At 67.1% G+C, this 16,851-nt stretch carries 18 protein-coding genes and 1 tRNA gene; 13 read left to right on the top strand and 6 right to left on the bottom strand.

Translation table 11 applies throughout. The annotated features are described in order from the left end of the window. The first annotated feature begins 30 nt into the window (after nt 1-30). The 3 genes from tadA (at nt 31) to LJ760_RS14535 (ending at nt 1,222) form a co-directional block, all read left to right on the top strand. Complete coding sequence (gene tadA, locus LJ760_RS14525) at nt 31-501, top strand: tRNA adenosine(34) deaminase TadA (protein ID WP_227923982.1); 471 nt, start codon at nt 31-33, stop codon at nt 499-501. Nucleotides 502-571: 70 nt separating this feature from the next. Next, nucleotides 572-1,057: a pyridoxamine 5'-phosphate oxidase family protein gene (locus LJ760_RS14530; RefSeq protein WP_227923985.1), complete on the top strand. Its 486-nt coding sequence runs from the start codon at nt 572-574 to the stop codon at nt 1,055-1,057. 75 nt (nt 1,058-1,132) lie between these two features. After that, a tRNA-Ser gene (locus tag LJ760_RS14535) sits at nt 1,133-1,222 on the top strand. A 59-nt stretch (nt 1,223-1,281) separates the two neighbouring features. Here the strand turns inward: LJ760_RS14535 and LJ760_RS14540 are convergent. From LJ760_RS14540 to LJ760_RS14555, 4 genes are read right to left on the bottom strand one after another with little or no spacing between them, the layout of a single operon-like run. Then, nucleotides 1,282-2,274, bottom strand: a complete 993-nt coding sequence (locus LJ760_RS14540; protein ID WP_227923987.1) for a phosphatidate cytidylyltransferase — start codon at nt 2,272-2,274, stop codon at nt 1,282-1,284. Beyond that, entirely contained in the window at nt 2,271-2,660 is a 390-nt protein-coding gene (locus tag LJ760_RS14545; protein ID WP_331460730.1) for a lysophospholipid acyltransferase family protein, read from the bottom strand. Before LJ760_RS14545 ends, LJ760_RS14540 begins: the two co-directional genes overlap by 4 nt. Beyond that, nucleotides 2,653-3,003 carry a 1-acyl-sn-glycerol-3-phosphate acyltransferase gene (locus LJ760_RS14550; protein WP_227923999.1) on the bottom strand — a complete coding sequence of 117 codons (351 nt, stop codon included), beginning with the start codon at nt 3,001-3,003 and terminating at the stop codon, nt 2,653-2,655. The genes LJ760_RS14545 and LJ760_RS14550 overlap by 8 nt, the downstream gene beginning before the upstream one ends. After that, nucleotides 3,000-3,695: a CDP-alcohol phosphatidyltransferase family protein gene (locus LJ760_RS14555; protein ID WP_227924002.1), complete on the bottom strand. Its 696-nt coding sequence runs from the start codon at nt 3,693-3,695 to the stop codon at nt 3,000-3,002. The genes LJ760_RS14550 and LJ760_RS14555 overlap by 4 nt, the downstream gene beginning before the upstream one ends. Nucleotides 3,696-3,819: 124 nt before the next feature. Between LJ760_RS14555 and LJ760_RS14560 the strand changes: the two genes are divergently transcribed. The 3 genes from LJ760_RS14560 (at nt 3,820) to LJ760_RS14570 (ending at nt 5,674) form a co-directional block, all read left to right on the top strand. Beyond that, complete coding sequence (locus tag LJ760_RS14560; RefSeq protein ID WP_227924005.1) at nt 3,820-4,437, top strand: hypothetical protein; 618 nt, start codon at nt 3,820-3,822, stop codon at nt 4,435-4,437. A gap of 527 nt (nt 4,438-4,964) precedes the next feature. Then, on the top strand, nt 4,965-5,240 hold the full coding sequence (locus LJ760_RS14565) for a hypothetical protein (protein WP_227924006.1): 276 nt from the start codon (nt 4,965-4,967) through the stop codon (nt 5,238-5,240). 119 nt (nt 5,241-5,359) lie between these two features. Continuing rightward, complete coding sequence (locus LJ760_RS14570; RefSeq protein ID WP_227924007.1) at nt 5,360-5,674, top strand: hypothetical protein; 315 nt, start codon at nt 5,360-5,362, stop codon at nt 5,672-5,674. Nucleotides 5,675-5,708: 34 nt separating this feature from the next. Here LJ760_RS14570 and LJ760_RS14575 read toward each other — a convergent pair whose 3' ends face one another. After that, complete coding sequence (locus LJ760_RS14575; protein WP_227924008.1) at nt 5,709-6,575, bottom strand: patatin-like phospholipase family protein; 867 nt, start codon at nt 6,573-6,575, stop codon at nt 5,709-5,711. 110 nt (nt 6,576-6,685) lie between these two features. On the opposite strand from LJ760_RS14575, the gene LJ760_RS14580 reads away from it, so the two are divergent. The 6 genes from LJ760_RS14580 to LJ760_RS14605 all read left to right on the top strand — a co-directional run bounded on the left by LJ760_RS14580 (nt 6,686) and on the right by LJ760_RS14605 (nt 15,265). Continuing rightward, nucleotides 6,686-7,141 carry a 23S rRNA (pseudouridine(1915)-N(3))-methyltransferase RlmH gene (locus tag LJ760_RS14580; protein ID WP_227924009.1) on the top strand — a complete coding sequence of 152 codons (456 nt, stop codon included), beginning with the start codon at nt 6,686-6,688 and terminating at the stop codon, nt 7,139-7,141. Nucleotides 7,142-7,270: 129 nt separating this feature from the next. Beyond that, on the top strand, nt 7,271-7,885 hold the full coding sequence (locus tag LJ760_RS14585) for a hypothetical protein (RefSeq protein WP_227924012.1): 615 nt from the start codon (nt 7,271-7,273) through the stop codon (nt 7,883-7,885). A gap of 67 nt (nt 7,886-7,952) precedes the next feature. Next, nucleotides 7,953-8,678, top strand: a complete 726-nt coding sequence (locus LJ760_RS14590; protein WP_227924015.1) for a YcnI family copper-binding membrane protein — start codon at nt 7,953-7,955, stop codon at nt 8,676-8,678. A gap of 120 nt (nt 8,679-8,798) precedes the next feature. Then, nucleotides 8,799-9,470: a DUF4232 domain-containing protein gene (locus tag LJ760_RS14595; protein ID WP_227924017.1), complete on the top strand. Its 672-nt coding sequence runs from the start codon at nt 8,799-8,801 to the stop codon at nt 9,468-9,470. 69 nt (nt 9,471-9,539) lie between these two features. Continuing rightward, complete coding sequence (locus tag LJ760_RS14600; protein WP_227924019.1) at nt 9,540-14,429, top strand: ATP-dependent helicase; 4,890 nt, start codon at nt 9,540-9,542, stop codon at nt 14,427-14,429. A 38-nt stretch (nt 14,430-14,467) separates the two neighbouring features. Beyond that, the gene (locus tag LJ760_RS14605) at nt 14,468-15,265 is read left to right on the top strand and encodes an Fpg/Nei family DNA glycosylase (RefSeq protein WP_227924022.1); all 798 of its coding nucleotides are present in this window, start codon (nt 14,468-14,470) and stop codon (nt 15,263-15,265) included. Between the two features lie 16 nt (nt 15,266-15,281). Here the strand turns inward: LJ760_RS14605 and LJ760_RS14610 are convergent, their stop codons facing one another. Next, on the bottom strand, nt 15,282-16,148 hold the full coding sequence (locus tag LJ760_RS14610) for a LysR family transcriptional regulator ArgP (RefSeq protein WP_227924025.1): 867 nt from the start codon (nt 16,146-16,148) through the stop codon (nt 15,282-15,284). Nucleotides 16,149-16,241: 93 nt separating this feature from the next. Between LJ760_RS14610 and LJ760_RS14615 the strand changes: the two genes are divergently transcribed. Further along, nucleotides 16,242-16,814, top strand: coding sequence for a LysE/ArgO family amino acid transporter (locus tag LJ760_RS14615; protein ID WP_442860670.1), 573 nt, complete (start codon nt 16,242-16,244; stop codon nt 16,812-16,814). The last annotated feature ends 37 nt before the right edge of the window (nt 16,815-16,851 follow it).

Genomic DNA, 16,851 nt, shown 5'->3' on the forward strand with positions numbered 1-16,851 from the left:
TGCGCGCGCGAATGGGAGACGATGGCAGGCATGGAGTCCCTTTCCCGAACACACGAAACCTGGATGGACCTTGCCCTGGCCGAAGCCCGCAAGGCGCTGGAGACAGGCGACGTGCCGATCGGCGCCGTCGTACTGGGTCCCGACGGCGAGGTGCTGGGTACCGGGCGCAACGAGCGTGAGGCGACCGGGGACCCGACCGGCCACGCCGAGGTGCTGGCCATCCGGAAGGCGGCTGCCGCCGTCGGGGAATGGCGGCTGGAGGGCTGCACCTTGGTGGTGACGCTCGAACCGTGCGCCATGTGTGCCGGGGCGATTGTCCTGGCGCGGGTGCCGAAGGTGGTGTTCGGCGCCTGGGATGAGAAGGCCGGGGCCTCCGGTTCTGTGTTCGACATCCTGCGGGAGCGTCGCCTGAATCACTGGGTCGAGGTGTTTCCCGGTGTGCGCGAGGAGGAATCGGCGCGCCTGCTGCGGGACTTCTTCGGCTCAAAGCGCAACTCCTAGCGTTCCGCCCGCTTCGGTTTGTACGTAGGCTTACTTTTTCCGGAACGCGACAACTAAAGGAGTTTCCGTTATGGGATCAGAGCAGGATGGACGGGACACCGTCGTCAAGATTCTTGAAAAGGCCCGAATCGCCACGCTGACCACGGTGGACCTGCAGGGAAACCTGGTCAGCCGGCCGCTGCAGCTGCAGGAGGCGGATTCAGACGGCAACCTGTGGTTCTTTACTCCGGACCCCTCCCCCAAGGCCGACGAGGTCCGTGCGAATCCGCACGTGAACGTGGCCATCAATGATTCCGAAGGCTTCCTCTCCATCAGCGGCACGGCGACGCTGACAAAGGATCCGGGCAAGATTTCCTCCCTGTGGAAGACCTCGGTGGAGGCCTGGTTCGAGCAGGGCCGTGAAGATCCGTCGGTGGCGCTGCTCAAGGTGGACTCGCATACCGCCGAATACTGGGCATCAGACGAGCCGAAGATCGCCAGCCTGTTCAAGATCGGCAAGGCTGCGGCCACCGGCGGCACTCCCGATATCGGCAAGAACGACGTCGTCGACCTCTAGTTCCAACTGGGCGCCCAGGCCCTGGCGGGACTGCTTTTGGGTGTTGGGCCTTCAACCCGGTAAGGTTGACGCGTTGGTGACGTGTCCGAGCGGCCGAAGGTGCAACACTCGAAATGTTGTTTGGTGTAAAAGCCAACGTGGGTTCAAATCCCACCGTCACCGCCAATGAAAACCCCCGGGAAACCGGGGGTTTTCTGCATTCTCGGGGCACCGTGGTGCATCTATCAGGTGTAGAAGAACCGCACCGCGTGAAAGAAGACCGGTGCCGCGAAGCAGAGCGAGTCCAGGCGGTCCATGATGCCGCCGTGACCGGGGATGGTGGAGCCGAAGTCCTTGATGCCGCGGTCGCGCTTGATGGCAGACATCACCAGCCCGCCGGCGAAACCCATCACACAGGAGATGAATGCCAGGAGCGCGGCCATCAACGGGGTGAACGGTGTGACCCACCATAGGGCAGCCCCCAGGGCGGTGGCCGAAAGCACTCCCCCGATGAACCCTTCCCAGGTCTTGTTGGGACTCACGCTCGGCGCGATCGGGTGCTTCCCGAGCGTCTTGCCCCACACGTACTGCAGCACATCGGAGCCCTGCACCACGATCAGCAGGAACAGCAGCAGATGCGCGCCGGTAGCCCCACCCGTCCCAGGCGCCGAGCCTTCGGCCGCATCTCGGCCTGCCTCCATGGCGAACGGAAGCTGCAGGAGCGCCGGGGCGTAACTGATGGCGTAGACGCATACCATCAGCGCCCACTGAATAGCCGCAGTTCGCTGCAGGAACCCGGTGGTCTGCCCGGCGAGTGCATTGCGCGCAGGCAGGAAGAGGAAGGCGTACACCGGGATGAACACACTGAACATGCCATACCAGTGCTCCCACAGGAACCAGTAGTGCGCCGCGGGGATGATGAACACCAGCCACACGAGCACTTTGTGATCTCCGCGGCCGGTCGGGGAGATGGTGATGAACTCGCGCAGTGCCAGGAGCGACAGCAGCAGAAACAGCACAATCGTCACCGTCTCGCCGGCTGCCAGGACCGCACCTATCAGTGCGACCATCAACCACCAGGCGTTGATGCGCTGCTTCAGGTTTCTGATGGTGCTCGTGATGCCCAACCGGCGGCCCAGGAGCCACGCGATCACGGTGGCTAAAACCAGAACAAGGACGACGCCGCCGAGGAGTTTCAGCGACGTCGAGTCCAGCAAACCCAGTTCCCAGTCGCTCACAGGTTGTCCTTCCGGGCCTGGCTACGAGGGTCCGAGACGTCGTCGTCCTGTCCAGGGGTATCTGTGGATTGCGGGCCTTGGTGCTTAGCCAGGCCTTCCACGAGAACCTGCCGGGCGCGAGCCAGGAACGCCTGCCTGTCCTCATCGGGATCAAGCTGCAGCGGCTCGCAGAAGATGACAGTCGAGAGGTGAGGCACCGGGATCACCGCACCTTTGGGGAGGATCCGTCCGAGGTTGGCGAGCGTCACGGGGACCACAGGTACCTCCGGGTGGAGACGAGCGAGTTTGTACAGTCCGCCGTGGAACTGGGCGATCGTATCGCCGTCGCCGCGGGTGCCCTCAGGGAAGATAATCAGCGAATCACCGGCGGCCAGCACCTCAGCCATGCCCTCCACCTGGCCCTTGGGGCTGACCCCCGAGTCCGATGCGCTGCCGGCGGCTGCTGGCGCCGTGGCGTTCGACCAAATAGGCGTTGAAGATCTGTTCGGCAAAAGCCTTACGCACCCCGGAGCCCCAGTAGTCCTTGGCAGCCACCGGGCGGGCGCGTTGCTGAAGCTCTGCCGGCAGTGCGGCCCAAATGGTGAGGAAGTCCAGATGGCTGGAATGGTTCGCGTAATAGATGGCCTGCTCGGGTAGATCCAGTTCTCCGGCTGCAGCCACTACGCGCGCACCGGCGAAGGCGCTGATAAGTTTCGCGAGGCTGCGCCGGGAGGCCCTGCCGACGTTCATGATGGCAAGTCCGTGCTGCGGGCACGCAGCGCCGCGCTGACACGGCGCAATCGGCGAGCACAGGTGAGCAGGGAGCCTAACGCAATGAGCGCCAGCGTGCCGAACAGCACCCACCCTTCCGACCAGGGAAGCCATGGTTCGGCGATGCCCACCAGGACGCCGATCATCAGCAACCACATGCGGTGCGGTTTGGCCAAGGGCCCGTCGAAGAAGTTTCCCGTGCCGAGGGATGCTCCGAGGCAGCGGATGTAGGCGGTGAGTACGGCGAGTATCGCCGCAAGGAATCCCAGCGTCACCCCGAAATCGACTCGGCCGGCGGTCACCAGCCCGGCGGTGGCGATGCCTGCTGCCCCCAGAAACAGCACGTCGGAGATTCGGTCAGGCAGTTCATTGTAGATATCGCCCACCGGTGAGCTCATACCCTTTTCCACGGCCAGCATTCCGTCGAGCATGTTCAACAACAAACGCAGCGGTATACAGGCAGCAGCCGCTGCCAGAAGGACAGCACGAATTATGGCGTCGTCGGTATATGCCGACCAGATCAGCACAGCGGCGCCCACTGCGGCGAACACCACTGAACCGACCGAGATCTGATTGGGGGTGAGTTTCGCCGCCGCAAGAATATCTGCAGATTTAGCCGCCCACCGGCTGCTGCGCTGCGGAATTTCCCGTCTGTCCGTTCCGTGGCTCATTTAGAGTGTCCGTTCATTTGGCCCTTTGTATTAGCTCATACGCTAGTGCGAGCCGAGCGGCGGAAATGGCAGCAACCCGCGATCAATCCCGTGGTTCCACTTCACCATTCATTAGAGTGTAAGCATGAGGCGCAAATCACCCTCCAGGAATGCCCTGCGGGACCACGGAATCGCCGGCGTCTGGGGCTTCGCAGAAGCGACGTTCTTCTTTGTGGTCCCCGATGTGTGGACATCCTGGGTGGGGCTGCGCCGACCGAAACGCGCGCTCGGCACGACGGTCTCAGCCCTCGGCGGCGCAATGGCCGGAGGGGCAGCGACTTACTGGTGGGGCCGCAAGGTAGCCGCAAACACGTCGCGTAAGGCGTTGGTGAAGATCCCGGCGGTCACGGATGCCATGATCAGCGAGGTGGAGCAGGAGATCGCCGAGTCCGGGGCCGCTTCTTTGCTGCGGGGTCCCACCCGCGGAGTCCCGTACAAGCTCTACGCGCGGGCAGCCGGGCTGCAGCGGACCTCGCTCGTGGGGTTTCTTGCCTGGACTGTGCCCGGACGCATGATCCGGTTCATCGTGGTGACATCGGCAGTATCGGGGATTGCCGCTGTGGGGCGCCGCAGGTTCCCCGGACTCTCTGAACGGAGCATCTCGACCGTGTTCTGGATCTGTTGGAGTGCGTTCTACGCGGTCTTCATTCCACTGAAATCCCGTCGCGGGTCATCCTCGGCCCAGCAATTAACCGGAACTTGATATTGAGCGGAGCCCTTGAGCTTCACATCGGTAGCGACGCCATCCGCGGGACTACCATAATCGCCAAAAGCAACAGCAGGATGGCGGGGATATATTAACCGGGCGGAACATCGCTTTTTCTGCGGTTATTGCCCATCCTTTTCGGCTGGGCCACCGTCGGTTTGCTCGGGCGGGTGATTCATTTCTTTGTCCACAGTCTATTTCTTCAAACGAGAAGGCTTCAGACGTCATGTGCTGACGAAGCCAGAGGGAGTTTTTGGAAGAAACCAGACCTGCCCCCGTCGCATCTCCGGAGACTTCCACGCCCCAAGATGACCGGCACCACGAGCCCCTGCCCTGCCCGACTTGCCTTCATCCGGATCCGCCGTTTACCCTAAATTCCGAGGCCCAGCAGTGCGCCCCGGAACTCCTATTTTTTGGAATCCTGTGGACCACAAACTGCGCCTACTCGTTCGGCTCGATGCCGACCCCTCCTCCGCTGTCCTTGAAGCAACGGGCTGCCTCCCGTCCGCCGGAGCGGCGAAGCCATGACTCTCTTCCGCTCCCGGCACGCTTCTGCCGTCTCCCTGTTGGACCTGCCGGCAGATCCCTTGGATACCCAGGCGCTGGCCGCTCTGCCCCAGGGGACTTTGCAAGGCCTGACAGACCGGGTCTACCGGCAACTCGATTCCGAGCATCCTTCCGCCTATGCGCTGGAGTGGTACAGCGCGCTGGCCCGCGAATGGGCGAGGCGGACGAGGTCCGGCGTCCGCCCGGAGGCTGTGACCCGCCACGGCGGAACGGGGGATCGCGGGGAACCGTGAGGCCCCTTGCCGGGCGTGCCCTGCGCAGCGTCACTGAACAAGTCGCGAGGACCAGCACCGCCTCGGCGGGGGTACTTGGCCGGCAAATTGTGTCCCGGAGAGCCTTTGTAGGATGAAGCATGGACACCAACGAACCACAGCCCACCATTGCCCAGCTGCGTGCACGCCAGACCGATCTCGTGCTCGCCCTGGCGACTGAGTCCCGCACCGACCGCCTGCAGCAGTACAGCGACGAACTGGAGTTCCTCGTGAAGTACATCAAGGAACGCGAAGAAGTCGAGGCCGCTGAAGCGGAAGCGCCCGCCGCTGCCCCAGCAGCCTCCCCCGCCGCAGACACCGCTGCCCAGGCCGACGGCGTCGAGCAGCGTGAAGACGGTGTGGTGATTGAACCGGGCTCCGATCTGGAGGCCGACGTCGACCGCGACAACCGCTAGCCGCTAGCCGCTAGCCGCTAGCCCTTCAGGAGGGCTACCCCTCCCAGAAGCGCCGGACGACGTCGGCGATCTCCTTCGCCTGCCGCCGGCCGGCCGCCAAGGAGGGGCGACGCGTGGAATCCAGCAGCATGTTGGTGCCAAAGGCCTGCAAAGCCTGCGCGTCGGCTTCGATCAACAGCGGTTTTCCGTCCTTCCGGATGGTTTTCAGTGCCTGCGGCAGGGTGGGCCCGAAGGGGCTCTGCGGTGCCTCGAGGCCGCAGGAAACCACGAGTACCTTTCCAAAGCCGGCGGCGACGTCGGCATTGGTACCCGAACGCATACCCCCGTCCATGTAGACCCGCCCGTTGATGTGCACGGGCGGCCACACCGTCGGGACAGTGCAGCTGGCGGTAACCACCAGGCCAAGGTCCACGCCGGAATCGCCGTCGAACACCTTGAAGCTGCCGTCTTCAGCGTCCACCACTGTGACGCCCATTGCCTTCTCCGGCCAGGCCGGGAAGGGAACCAGTGAACGGATGCTGTTCACCCATGCTTCCTCGGTCAGCTGCGTGTCCGCTTTCAGTGCCAGCTGGCCCAGCCGTGCGCGGGCGGCCTTCTCCCCGCCGCCGCCGAAACCGGCCGCGCCCATGAGGTTCATGAACCGCTCACCGTCGAATGCGTCCGGCTCCTGGTAATCCGGAGCACTGGCACCTTCCTCCGCCGTCTCCTGGGCGAGCGCCGCGGCCGGCACCTGCCCGAAGCGAAGCGCCGTTCCCACCACGGATCCGGCCGATGTACCGACAACGAGGTCCGCCTCATTCAGGTCGATGCCCTGGTCCAGCAGTTCCGCCAAGAGCCCGATCTCCCAGGCGATCCCGGCAACTCCGCCGCCGCCCAACACCACCGCACGCGATTCCAACACGTTGTAACCTCCTGGCCTGCGCCGTCGAAGTGCCCTTCCATGTCCCCGCAGTGTAAGCCCGGCGCCCGCCCGGTTACCGGACCTCGGCGGTTCCGGGCTTGAATGGTTGCATGGCATTAAAAGTTCTAATGGTGGGCCGCAAGCACGAGGACTGGGTGGTTGACGGGATCCGCCGGTACGAAAAGCGGTTGAAGAAACCCTTCGACCTGACCTGGGTCCCCATTCCGCATTCGGCCCGCGAAGGCGACGCCGCCCGGAAGGAAGAGTCCGAGCGGCTGCTGGCGAAGGTCGGATCCGACTACGTGATCCTGCTGGACGAGCGGGGTAAGGCCATCACCTCGCCGGTGCTGGCCCAGACGTTGCAGAGGCCGCTGGATTCCTCGCGCAACGTCACCCTGATCATCGGCGGGGCCTACGGCGTGGACCAGAGCGTCCACGACCGCGCCGACTTTGTCTGGTCCCTCTCACCCCTGGTTTTCCCCCACCAACTGGTCCGGCTGATCCTCGCGGAGCAGGTGTACCGGGCCCAGGAGATTGCCGGCGGACGCCCCTACCACCACGAATAGGACAGGGGACGACGGCGCCTGCCGCCGGAATCCCGCGTGCGCCCGGTTCTTCGGCTGCACGGTAAAGTAGGAGCAGTTTTTCAGCAGTCCGGCAGGCTCCGAGCCGGCCGGCGGGACCGGAAGGGAAGCATGCCCCAGCGCACCGATCCCTTCCGGCTGCTCCGCGCCGGAGTCGCCACCGCAGTCATTTTCGCGCTGGCCACAGGTGCGCACCTGGCCGGCGGCGGGATACTCCCCGAACCGGTCCTCCTCATTGCCCTGGCGGCCTTCACCCTGGCCGGAGTCAGTATTACTGCCGGGCGCCGGTTCCGGCCCGGCAGCCTCTTCCTTGTCCTCGGCGCCGCGCAGCTCGGGCTCCATGAAGCCTTTGGCATCCTGACCTCCGGCGTCCAATGCCTGCCCGGTGCTTCCTCCCACCACGGCGTTGCCGTTGTCTGTCCGGAGGCGGCGCCGCTGCCCGGGGCCGCCCTGTCCGGTCTCCACGCGCTCCAGCACGACGCCGGCCCCGCACTGTTCCTCGCGCACCTCGCCGCCGTGGCGCTGTCCGCGCTGGTGCTCGCCCGGGGCGAGGACGCCCTGCACGCCACGGCGGCCTGGCTGCGGCCGCTGTTCACGCCGCCGGCCCCGGTGACGTTCCGGCCCGTCCGGCCGCCGGCGATTTCCGGTCCCGCCGCCGGAACCCCGCCCACCCGGTACTGCTCCGCGCGCCCGTTGCGCGGGCCGCCGTCGTACGCATTGGCCTAATTCCTTTTCTCTTACTTCCCGCCTCCAGCGCGGTTTTTTGGCAATGCGCCACCGAAAGGCTCTTCCCATGCGTACCTCCTCCTCTGTCCTCCTTGCCGCCGGCGGCACCGCCGCCCTGATGGCGCTCGGCCTGGCCCCCGCGGCCGCCCACGTACATGTCACCCCCGACACCACCGGCGCGGGCGAGTCCGCCCTGCTGACCTTCGACCTCTCGCACGGCTGCGAGGGCTCCCCGACCACGGCCCTGACCTTCACCTTGCCGGACGAACTGGCGGACGCCACCCCCACGGCCCACCCCGGCTGGGACATCAAGAAGGTCACCGAGGAGCTCGCGGAGCCGCGGACCCTGCCCAACGGCTCACAGGTCAGCTCGCGCACCAGCGAAATTATCTACACGGCCAAGGAACCGTTGGCCGACGGCGTCCGGGACACCATCACCCTCGGCGTCGACCTGCCCGACGCCGAAGACACCACCCTGACCTTCCCCGTGCTGCAGAGCTGCGAAAAGGGGGAAACGGATTGGTCCCAGGTTCCGGCCGACGGCCAGACCAGCCACGACCTCGACTCCCCGGCGCCTACGGTCACCATCACCGAAGCGGACAACGACGATGATCACGCCGCCGGCGACGAGCACGGCAGCGCCCACGGCGCCACGCCGGAAAGCGCCGATGACCGGGATGACGACGTCGAGGCCGCCGAAGTTGCCGGCTACGTTGGCCTGGGTGCCGGGCTGCTGGGCCTTGCGGCAGGTGTCACCGCCCTGATCCGCACGCGTGGCCGCAGCCGGGCCTAGCCCGCGGACCTGAGCGGGCGCCGGGCAGCCTGCTTCCGGCGCCCGTAACGGTTTTGCGTCATTCCGTCCCGCCGGGCGGGGCGGATTGACGCACCCCCGCCCGACGGGAAAGGTGAGAGCATGATCACCTTGGCACCTGCCTCCCCCGTCAAAAAGTCCTCCCCGTCCCGCAAGGCACTAGCCCTGGTGGCTTTGCTGACTCTCTCCGGTTCCGCGCTGGCCGGTTGTGGCGGCTCAGGGGACGACGGCGACGCGTCGGTGTCCCCTTCGGCGTCAGCCAGTGAGACCACGCCAGCTCCGTCCCCATCAACCGAATCTGCTTCTGCTCCGGCTTCCTCTCCGGCAACCGGAGGCGGGGCAGCTGCCGGCCCCGTTCCCTGCACCGCCGACATGCTTGCCGGCGCCGTGGAGAATGTTCCCGGCGGCGCCGGAGCGGACGGTATCTCCCGCGTCCTGGTGCTGACCAATGTCTCCGCCGACGGTACCTGCACCGTGGCCGGCTATCCGGGTGTCTCTTACCTCGACGCCGCCGGACAGCAGGTGGGCGCACCGGCCGCCCGGACCGAGGGCGTGGCCGCCGGCCCCGTCACGCTGGCACCCGGCCAGGCTGCGGCCGCCGAGCTGCGGGAAACCGTGGCGCAGAAGTACGGAAACTGCCAGGTGCAGGAGACTGCGTCCCTGCTGGTCTATCCGCCGGAGGACACCGCTTCCCTGACTGTCCCCTACCCGTCCACGGGTTGCACCAACGCGGATATCGAGCTGATGCAAGTGGGTATCCTGCAGGCTCGCTGATTTTCGGCCTGCAGCCGAACCCCCGGTGGCAGCGGCCAAACTGTCACCGGGGTGGGGAAGAATAGTGCCATGACATCGGCATCTTCGGTGCTAGCCAAGTTCACCCCCGCCACCCGGGAATGGTTCGAGGGTGCCTTCACTGCGCCCACCCCGGCGCAGGTAGGAGCTTGGGATGCGATCTCGGAGCGGGCCAATGCGCTGGTGGTCGCTCCCACCGGGTCAGGCAAAACCCTGGCCGCGTTCCTCTGGGCGCTGGACAGCTTTATTGCCGGGGCCGCCGCTGCCGGACCCGGAGGCCTGCCGCCCGCCGAACTGCCCCTTCCGGAACTGCCCGCATCCGCTCCCAAACCGGCGGGGCGGAAGCGCACCCGGGAACCCAAACGTAAAACCAAGGTCCTGTACATCTCCCCGTTGAAGGCCCTCGGCGTCGACGTGGAACGCAACCTCCGCTCGCCGTTGATCGGCATTACCCAGACAGCCAAACGGCTGGGCCTGCCGGCACCGTCCATCACCGTGGGCGTCCGGTCCGGGGACACCCCGCAGAATGAGCGGCGCGCCCTGCTCACGCGGCCGCCGGACATCCTCATCACCACGCCAGAATCCCTGTTCCTGATGCTCACATCCTCCGCCAGGGAGACCCTGGCCGAAGTGGAAACCGTGATCGTGGACGAGGTGCACGCCGTGGCTGGCACCAAACGCGGCGCCCACCTGGCCGTCACGCTGGCGCGGTTGGACGCCATGCTGGAAAAGCCTGTGCAGCGGATCGGGCTCTCCGCCACGGTGGAGCCGCACGAAACCGTGGCGCGTTTCCTGGGCGGCAACGCTCCGGTGCGGATCGTTGCGCCGCAGTCCCGGAAGAACTGGAACCTCACCGTCACCGTTCCGGTGGAGGACATGACGGATCTGGGCAATGCGCCTACCACTGAGGACACCGTGGAGGGTGGTTACGCTCCGCAGGCGAGCATCTGGCCGCATGTGGAGGAGAAGATTGTCGACCTCATCGAGGCCAACCGCTCCACCATCGTGTTCGCCAACTCCCGGCGCCTGGCCGAGCGCATCACGGCCCGCCTGAACGAGATCCATGCCTTCCGGCTGGAGGCTGCACAGGCGGCCACCGGAACGGACGGGGTCCCGGCCCCGGCAGCATCTGTACGTCCACCCGCCCAGATCATGGCGCAGGCCGGGGTGTCCGTGCTGCGGCGCGGGGACCTCGCCGTCGAAGACGACACCCCCGTGCTCGCGCGGGCGCACCACGGTTCGGTGTCCCGGGACCAGCGGGCCCTGATCGAAGACGACCTGAAATCCGGCCGGCTGCGCTGCGTGGTGGCCACCAGCTCGCTGGAGCTCGGCATCGATATGGGGGCCGTGGATCTGGTGGTGCAGGTCGAATCGCCGCCGTCGGTGGCCAGCGGCCTGCAACGGGTGGGCCGGGCCGGGCACCAGGTGGGCGAAATCTCCCAGGGCGTGATGTTCCCCAAGCACCGCGGCGACCTGCTGAACTCGGCCGTCACCGCCGAACGGATGCTCGCCGGGCAGATCGAACCCCTGGCCATACCGGCTAACCCGCTGGACATCCTCGCCCAGCAGACCGTGGCCGCCGCCGCGCTGGGATCCATCGACGTGGAGGAATGGTTCGACGTCGTCCGCCAGTCCGCGCCCTTTGCCGGCCTGCCGCGCTCCGCGTTCGACGCCACCCTGGACCTGCTTTCCGGCCGCTACCCTTCGGACGAGTTCGCCGAGCTGCGGCCGCGGATTGTCTGGGACCGCACCGAAGGCACCATTACCGGCAGGCCCGGAGCGCAGCGCCTCGCCGTCACCTCGGGCGGCACTATCCCGGACCGCGGCCTCTTCGGCGTCTATCTGGTCGGCGATTCCGAAGGAAAGAACAGCCGCCGGGTCGGTGAACTTGACGAGGAAATGGTCTATGAATCCCGGGTCGGGGACATTTTCGCCCTGGGTGCCACGAGCTGGCGGATCGAAGACATCACCCATGACCGGGTGCTGGTCTCCCCCGCCTTCGGCCAGCCCGGCAAACTGCCGTTCTGGCGCGGGGACACCCTCGGCCGGCCGGTGGAGCTGGGCCGTGCCCTGGGCGCCTTCGTCCGCGAGATGGCCGCCGCGGATGACACAGCGGCCAGGGAACGCCTGACCGCCGTCGGGCTGGATGACTGGGCCGCCGGCAACCTGATCAATTACCTGCGCGAGCAGCAGCAGGCCACCGATGTGGTGCCCAACGACCGGTCGCTGGTGGTGGAACGCTTCCACGACGAACTCGGGGACTGGCGGGTAGTCCTGCACAGCCCGTACGGCATGCCGGTCCATGCGCCCTGGGCACTCGCTGTCGGGGCGCGGCTGCACGCCCGGTACGGGCTGGACGGATCGGCCATGGCCTCCGACGACGGCATTGTGCTGCGCGTGCCGCTGATGGAGGACGAACCGCCCGGCGCCGAGCTGTTCCTGTTCGACCCCGAGGAACTCGATTCCATTGTCACCGCCGAGGTGGGCGGCTCGGCGTTGTTCGCCTCCCGGTTCCGGGAGTGCGCGGCACGCGCGTTGCTGCTGCCGCGGCAGAACCCCTCCAAACGCACCCCGCTCTGGCAGCAGCGGCAGCGGTCGGCGCAGCTGCTGGATGTCGCCAAGAAGTACCCGACCTTCCCGATCCTGCTGGAAACGGTCCGCGAATGCCTGCAGGATGTCTATGACCTGCCGGCCCTGAAGGACATTGCCTCCGGCATTGAGCGGCGCGAGATCCGCTTGGTGGAAACCACCACTCCCTCGCCGTCGCCGTTCGCCCGCTCCATGCTCTTCGGCTACGTGGGCGCTTTCCTGTACGAGGGCGATTCGCCGCTGGCCGAACGCAAGGCCGCCGCCCTGTCCCTGGATCCCACGCTGCTCAATGAGCTGCTGGGCCGGGCCGAACTGCGCGAACTGCTGGATGCGCGGATCATCGCCCGGATCGAAAGCGAACTCCAGCGTCTGGCTCCGGACCGCCATGCCCGCGGACTGGAAGGCGTGGCGGACCTGCTGCGGCTGCTCGGTCCGCTCTCCGTTCCGGAGGTCGCCGCCCGCCTGCAGCCGGTGGAGCTTGCCGTTGACGAGACCGGGACCGCGGTGGAACCGGCTCCGGCCACCGCCACCCCGGAGGATGCCGAAGAGCTGCTGGAGCAGCTGGTCCGCGCCAACCGGGCCCTGAAAATCGGCATGGCCGGCAGCACCCGGTATGCGGCCATCGAAGACGCCGCCCGGCTGCGGGACGCCCTCGGTGTTCCGTTGCCGATGGGCGTGCCGCTGGCGTTTATCGAACCCGTTGCGGATCCGCTCGGTGACCTGGTGGGCCGGTATGCCCGGACCCACGGGCCCTTCACCGCCGCCGAAGCCGCCGCCCGGCTGGGCCTCGGCGTCGCCGTCGTCACCGGCACCCTGCAGCGCCTGGCCGGCGAGGGACGCGTCGCGGAGGGCGAATTCCGCCCCGCCGAAACCCTGCTGCTGGACGCGGCCGACGGCGTCGACTCCACTCCCCCGGCCACCGTCACCGTTCCCGGCTCTCCCGCCGGAACCGAATGGTGCGATGTCGAGGTGCTGCGGCGGCTGCGCCGCAGTTCGCTGGCGGCCCTGCGTTCCGAGGTGGAGCCGGTGGACCCGGCCACCTACGGGCGGTTCCTGCCGGTCTGGCAGAACGTGGGTTCGTCACTGCGCGGGCTCGACGGCGTGGCCACCGTGATCGACCAGCTTTCCGGCGTGCCGATTCCGGCTTCGGCCTGGGAACCGCTGATCCTGGGCTCCCGGGTGCGCGACTACGCCCCGGCCATGCTGGACGAGCTGACCGCCACGGGCGAAGTGGTGTGGTCCGGCAGCGGCTCCCTGCCGGGCAACGACGGCTGGATAGCCCTGCACCTGGCCGAAAACGCGCCGCTGACGCTCAACCCCTCCCCTGATTTCGAGCCGGGCGGCCTGCACCAGCGGCTGCTGGAACTGCTGGGCAACGGCGGCGCGTACTTCTTCCGCCAGCTCGGCGACGGTCTAGCGGCAGACGGCATGGCTGAAACGGATGCGAACATCATCTCCGCCCTCTGGGAACTCGTCTGGGCCGGGCGGATCAGCAATGACACTTTCACCCCGGTGCGGTCCCTGCTCTCCGGCGGGAAAACCGCCCATAAGCAACGGGCCGCCACCCCGCGTGCCCGCACCGCCCGGATGGGACGGCTGGGCCGGGCACCCGGGGCCTCTCTGACGGGCAGCTCCATGCGGCTGGCGGCCGGCGGCGCGTCCGCGCCAGCGCTCCGCAACGCTCCGCCCCTGGTCGCCGGGCGGTGGAGCATGCTCCCCGCGGTGGAAACCGACACCACCCTGCATGCCCACGCCACGGCCGAGCTGATGCTGGACCGCTACGGCGTGGTCACCCGCGGCTCCGTGGCCAGCGAAGGCACCCCGGGCGGCTTCGCCCTGCTCTATCGGGTGCTGGCCCGGCTGGAGGAAATGGGCAGGTGCCGGCGCGGCTACTTCATTGAGCAGCTCGGCGCCGCCCAGTTCGCGGTGCCCGCCACGGTGGACCGGCTGCGTTCCTTCTCCGAAGACGCGCAGTTGAAGCAGCCCGAACCGTCCGCCGTCGCCCTGGCCGCCACCGATCCGGCGAACCCCTACGGCGCCGCCCTGCCCTGGCCGACCCTGGAGGGTGGACACCGGCCCGGCCGCAAAGCCGGTGCACTGGTGGTCCTGGTCGACGGCGAGCTTGCGCTGTACGCCGAACGCGGCGGCAAGACACTCCTGACCTTCACCGAGGAGCCGGCTGTCTTGGAGCTTTCCGCAGCCGCCCTGGTGCGGATCATCCAACGAGGCGCGGCGGAGAAAATGGCCATCGAGAAGGTCAACGGGGCGGATATCCTCGATACGGACGCTGCGCGGGCACTGACCGCTGCCGGTTTCTACACCACGCCGAAAGGGCTGCGCTACCGTGTCTGATGTGTGGGCCCCGTGCGTAGTCGAACCGGGGAGGAACCGTGCCTGAGGGCGATACCATCTGGCGGGCGGCGAGGGACCTCAATGCCGTCCTGGCCGGCAAAGAGCTCACCCGATGCGATATCCGCGTCCCGAAATTCGCCGCCACCGATTTCACCGGCTCCGCCGTGCAGGACGTCGTGTCCCGCGGCAAGCATCTGCTGATCCGCGGCGGCGATCCCGTGGACGGCTGGATCCTCCACTCCCACCTGAAAATGGAGGGGCTTTGGCATGTTTACGCGCGCGGCGAGAAGTGGCGCCGGCCCGCGTTCAAGGCCCGCTGCATCCTCGAAACGGACACCCACCAGGTGGTCGGATTCGACCTCGGGTTCCTTCGGGTCCTGCCCCGGTCGGACGAGGACGACGCCGTCGGCTACCTCGGCCCGGACCTGCTGGGACCCGACTGGGACGCCGAAGAAGCGCTGCGCCGCCTCTCCGCCCAGCCGGACCGGCCCATCGGCCTGGCGCTGCTGGACCAGCGGAACCTCGCCGGGATCGGCAACATCTACCGGTGCGAGCTGTGCTTCCTGGCCGGCATCCACCCGCTGACCCCGGTCTCCGACGTCCCCGATCTGCCCCGCCTGGTGGACCTGTCCAAGCGGCTCCTGGAGGTCAACAAGGCCCGCTCCCGCCGGATCACCACCGGCGCCATGGGCCGGGACCAGCTCTGGGTCTATCGCCGGGAACGGCGGGGCTGCCTGCGCTGCGGCACCAAGGTGGCGCATGAGCTGCTCGGCGACAACGAGATGGAAATGCGGGACCTGTACTACTGCCCGCACTGCCAGCCGTTTCCGGGTTAGCCGGGGTAGGGCTTCCTTACCTGAGCTGCCGGGCGGCCCGCCGGATTGAGTCACCGATGCGGTGCAGCCTTTCCGAGTCCAGCTTCCAGGCCTGCCAGTACAGCAGGACGTCCCGGTGCGCACGCTCATCTAGCAGCACCAACGTCCCGTCCTTGAGTCCGTTGCCCAACTGCAGTTCCGGCAGCATGCCCCAGCCGAGTCCTGCACGGACCGCTGCCACAAATGCCTCAGAGGACGGGATAGTGTGCCGGGGCGGTCGTCCGTCAACGCCGCGGGCCTGCAGGAACCGGCGCTGCAGATCGTCCTTGGCATTGAACTGAACCACCGGCATGGCTGCCCAGTCGACACCGTCCTCACGCGTGAAGCGCTGCTGCAGGTCCGGCGTCGACACCGGGAGGTAGCGCATGGCGCCCAAGGCCTCGACCTTGCAGCCGTTGACCGGTGTCGGATCGGCAGTGACCGCGCCGATCACGTCCCCTTGCCGCAACAGCTGCGCACTGTGGTCCTGGTCTTCGACGTGCAGGTCCAGGGTGCTGTCCGTCCACTCGGCTGCTTCGGAGAGGACGGGGACGAACCATGTGGCGAGGGAGTCCGCATTGACGGCCACCGGCGTCGGCGTCCGCGGTGATGTGTCACCCGAGAGCGCGGAACGGGTTTCCCCCTCCAGCAGCTGCACCTGCCGTGCCATGCGCAGCAGAACCACGCCCGCATCCGTCGGCGTGCAGGGTGACCCGCGGCGAACAACGACCTGGCCGACGGAGCTTTCCAGTGCCTTGATGCGCTGGCTTACCGCTGACGGACTGATATGCAACCGATCCGCCGCCGCTTCGAACGTGCCCTCGTCGACGACGGCGGACAGTGCGCGGAGATGCTCGAAGTTCATGAAGCAAACCTAATGCATCCTTCAAATCATTCGTTTGTCTGAACCGCTGCCGCTGGTTACCGTCGAGGAATGCTAAGTATTTGGGCCACTGGAATGGTCACCGGCCTCGGACTGATTGTGGCCATTGGAGCGCAGAATGCCTTCGTCCTGCGGCAGGGGCTGCGGCGGGAACACATCGGCGCGGTAGTGGCCCTGTGCATCATCAGCGATGCCCTGCTGATCTTCGGCGGCACCGCCGGGATCGGGGCATTGGTGTCCCGGTTCCCGGCGGTCCTGGAAATCCTGCGCTGGGCCGGCGCCGCCTATCTCGCCTGGTGGGGCATCCGATCACTGATCTCCGCCGCCAGGCCCTCGGTGCTGGAAGCACAGGCACCGCGGGCCAAGGGCACCGTCATCCTGACGACCCTTGCCCTGACCTTCCTGAACCCGCACGTGTATCTGGACACCGTGGTGCTGCTGGGCAGCCTGGCGAACCAGTACGGTTCTGACACGCGCTGGATTTTCGCAGCCGGCGCCGTCGTCGGCAGCCTGATCTGGTTCACCGCGCTGGGCTACGGTGCCCGCAGCTTATCCACGGTGCTGAACCGGCCGCGCACCTGGCAGATCGTGGACCTGCTCATCGGCGTCGTGATGCTGGTCCTCGCCGTCCGGCTGGTCTTGGGCTGATCCGGACGACGGCGGTGGTCCGCCCGGCAGGCTCCCC

This window comes from Arthrobacter sp. zg-Y895, from assembly GCF_020731025.1.
In the GTDB taxonomy this organism is placed as follows: Bacteria; Actinomycetota; Actinomycetes; order Actinomycetales; family Micrococcaceae; genus Arthrobacter_B.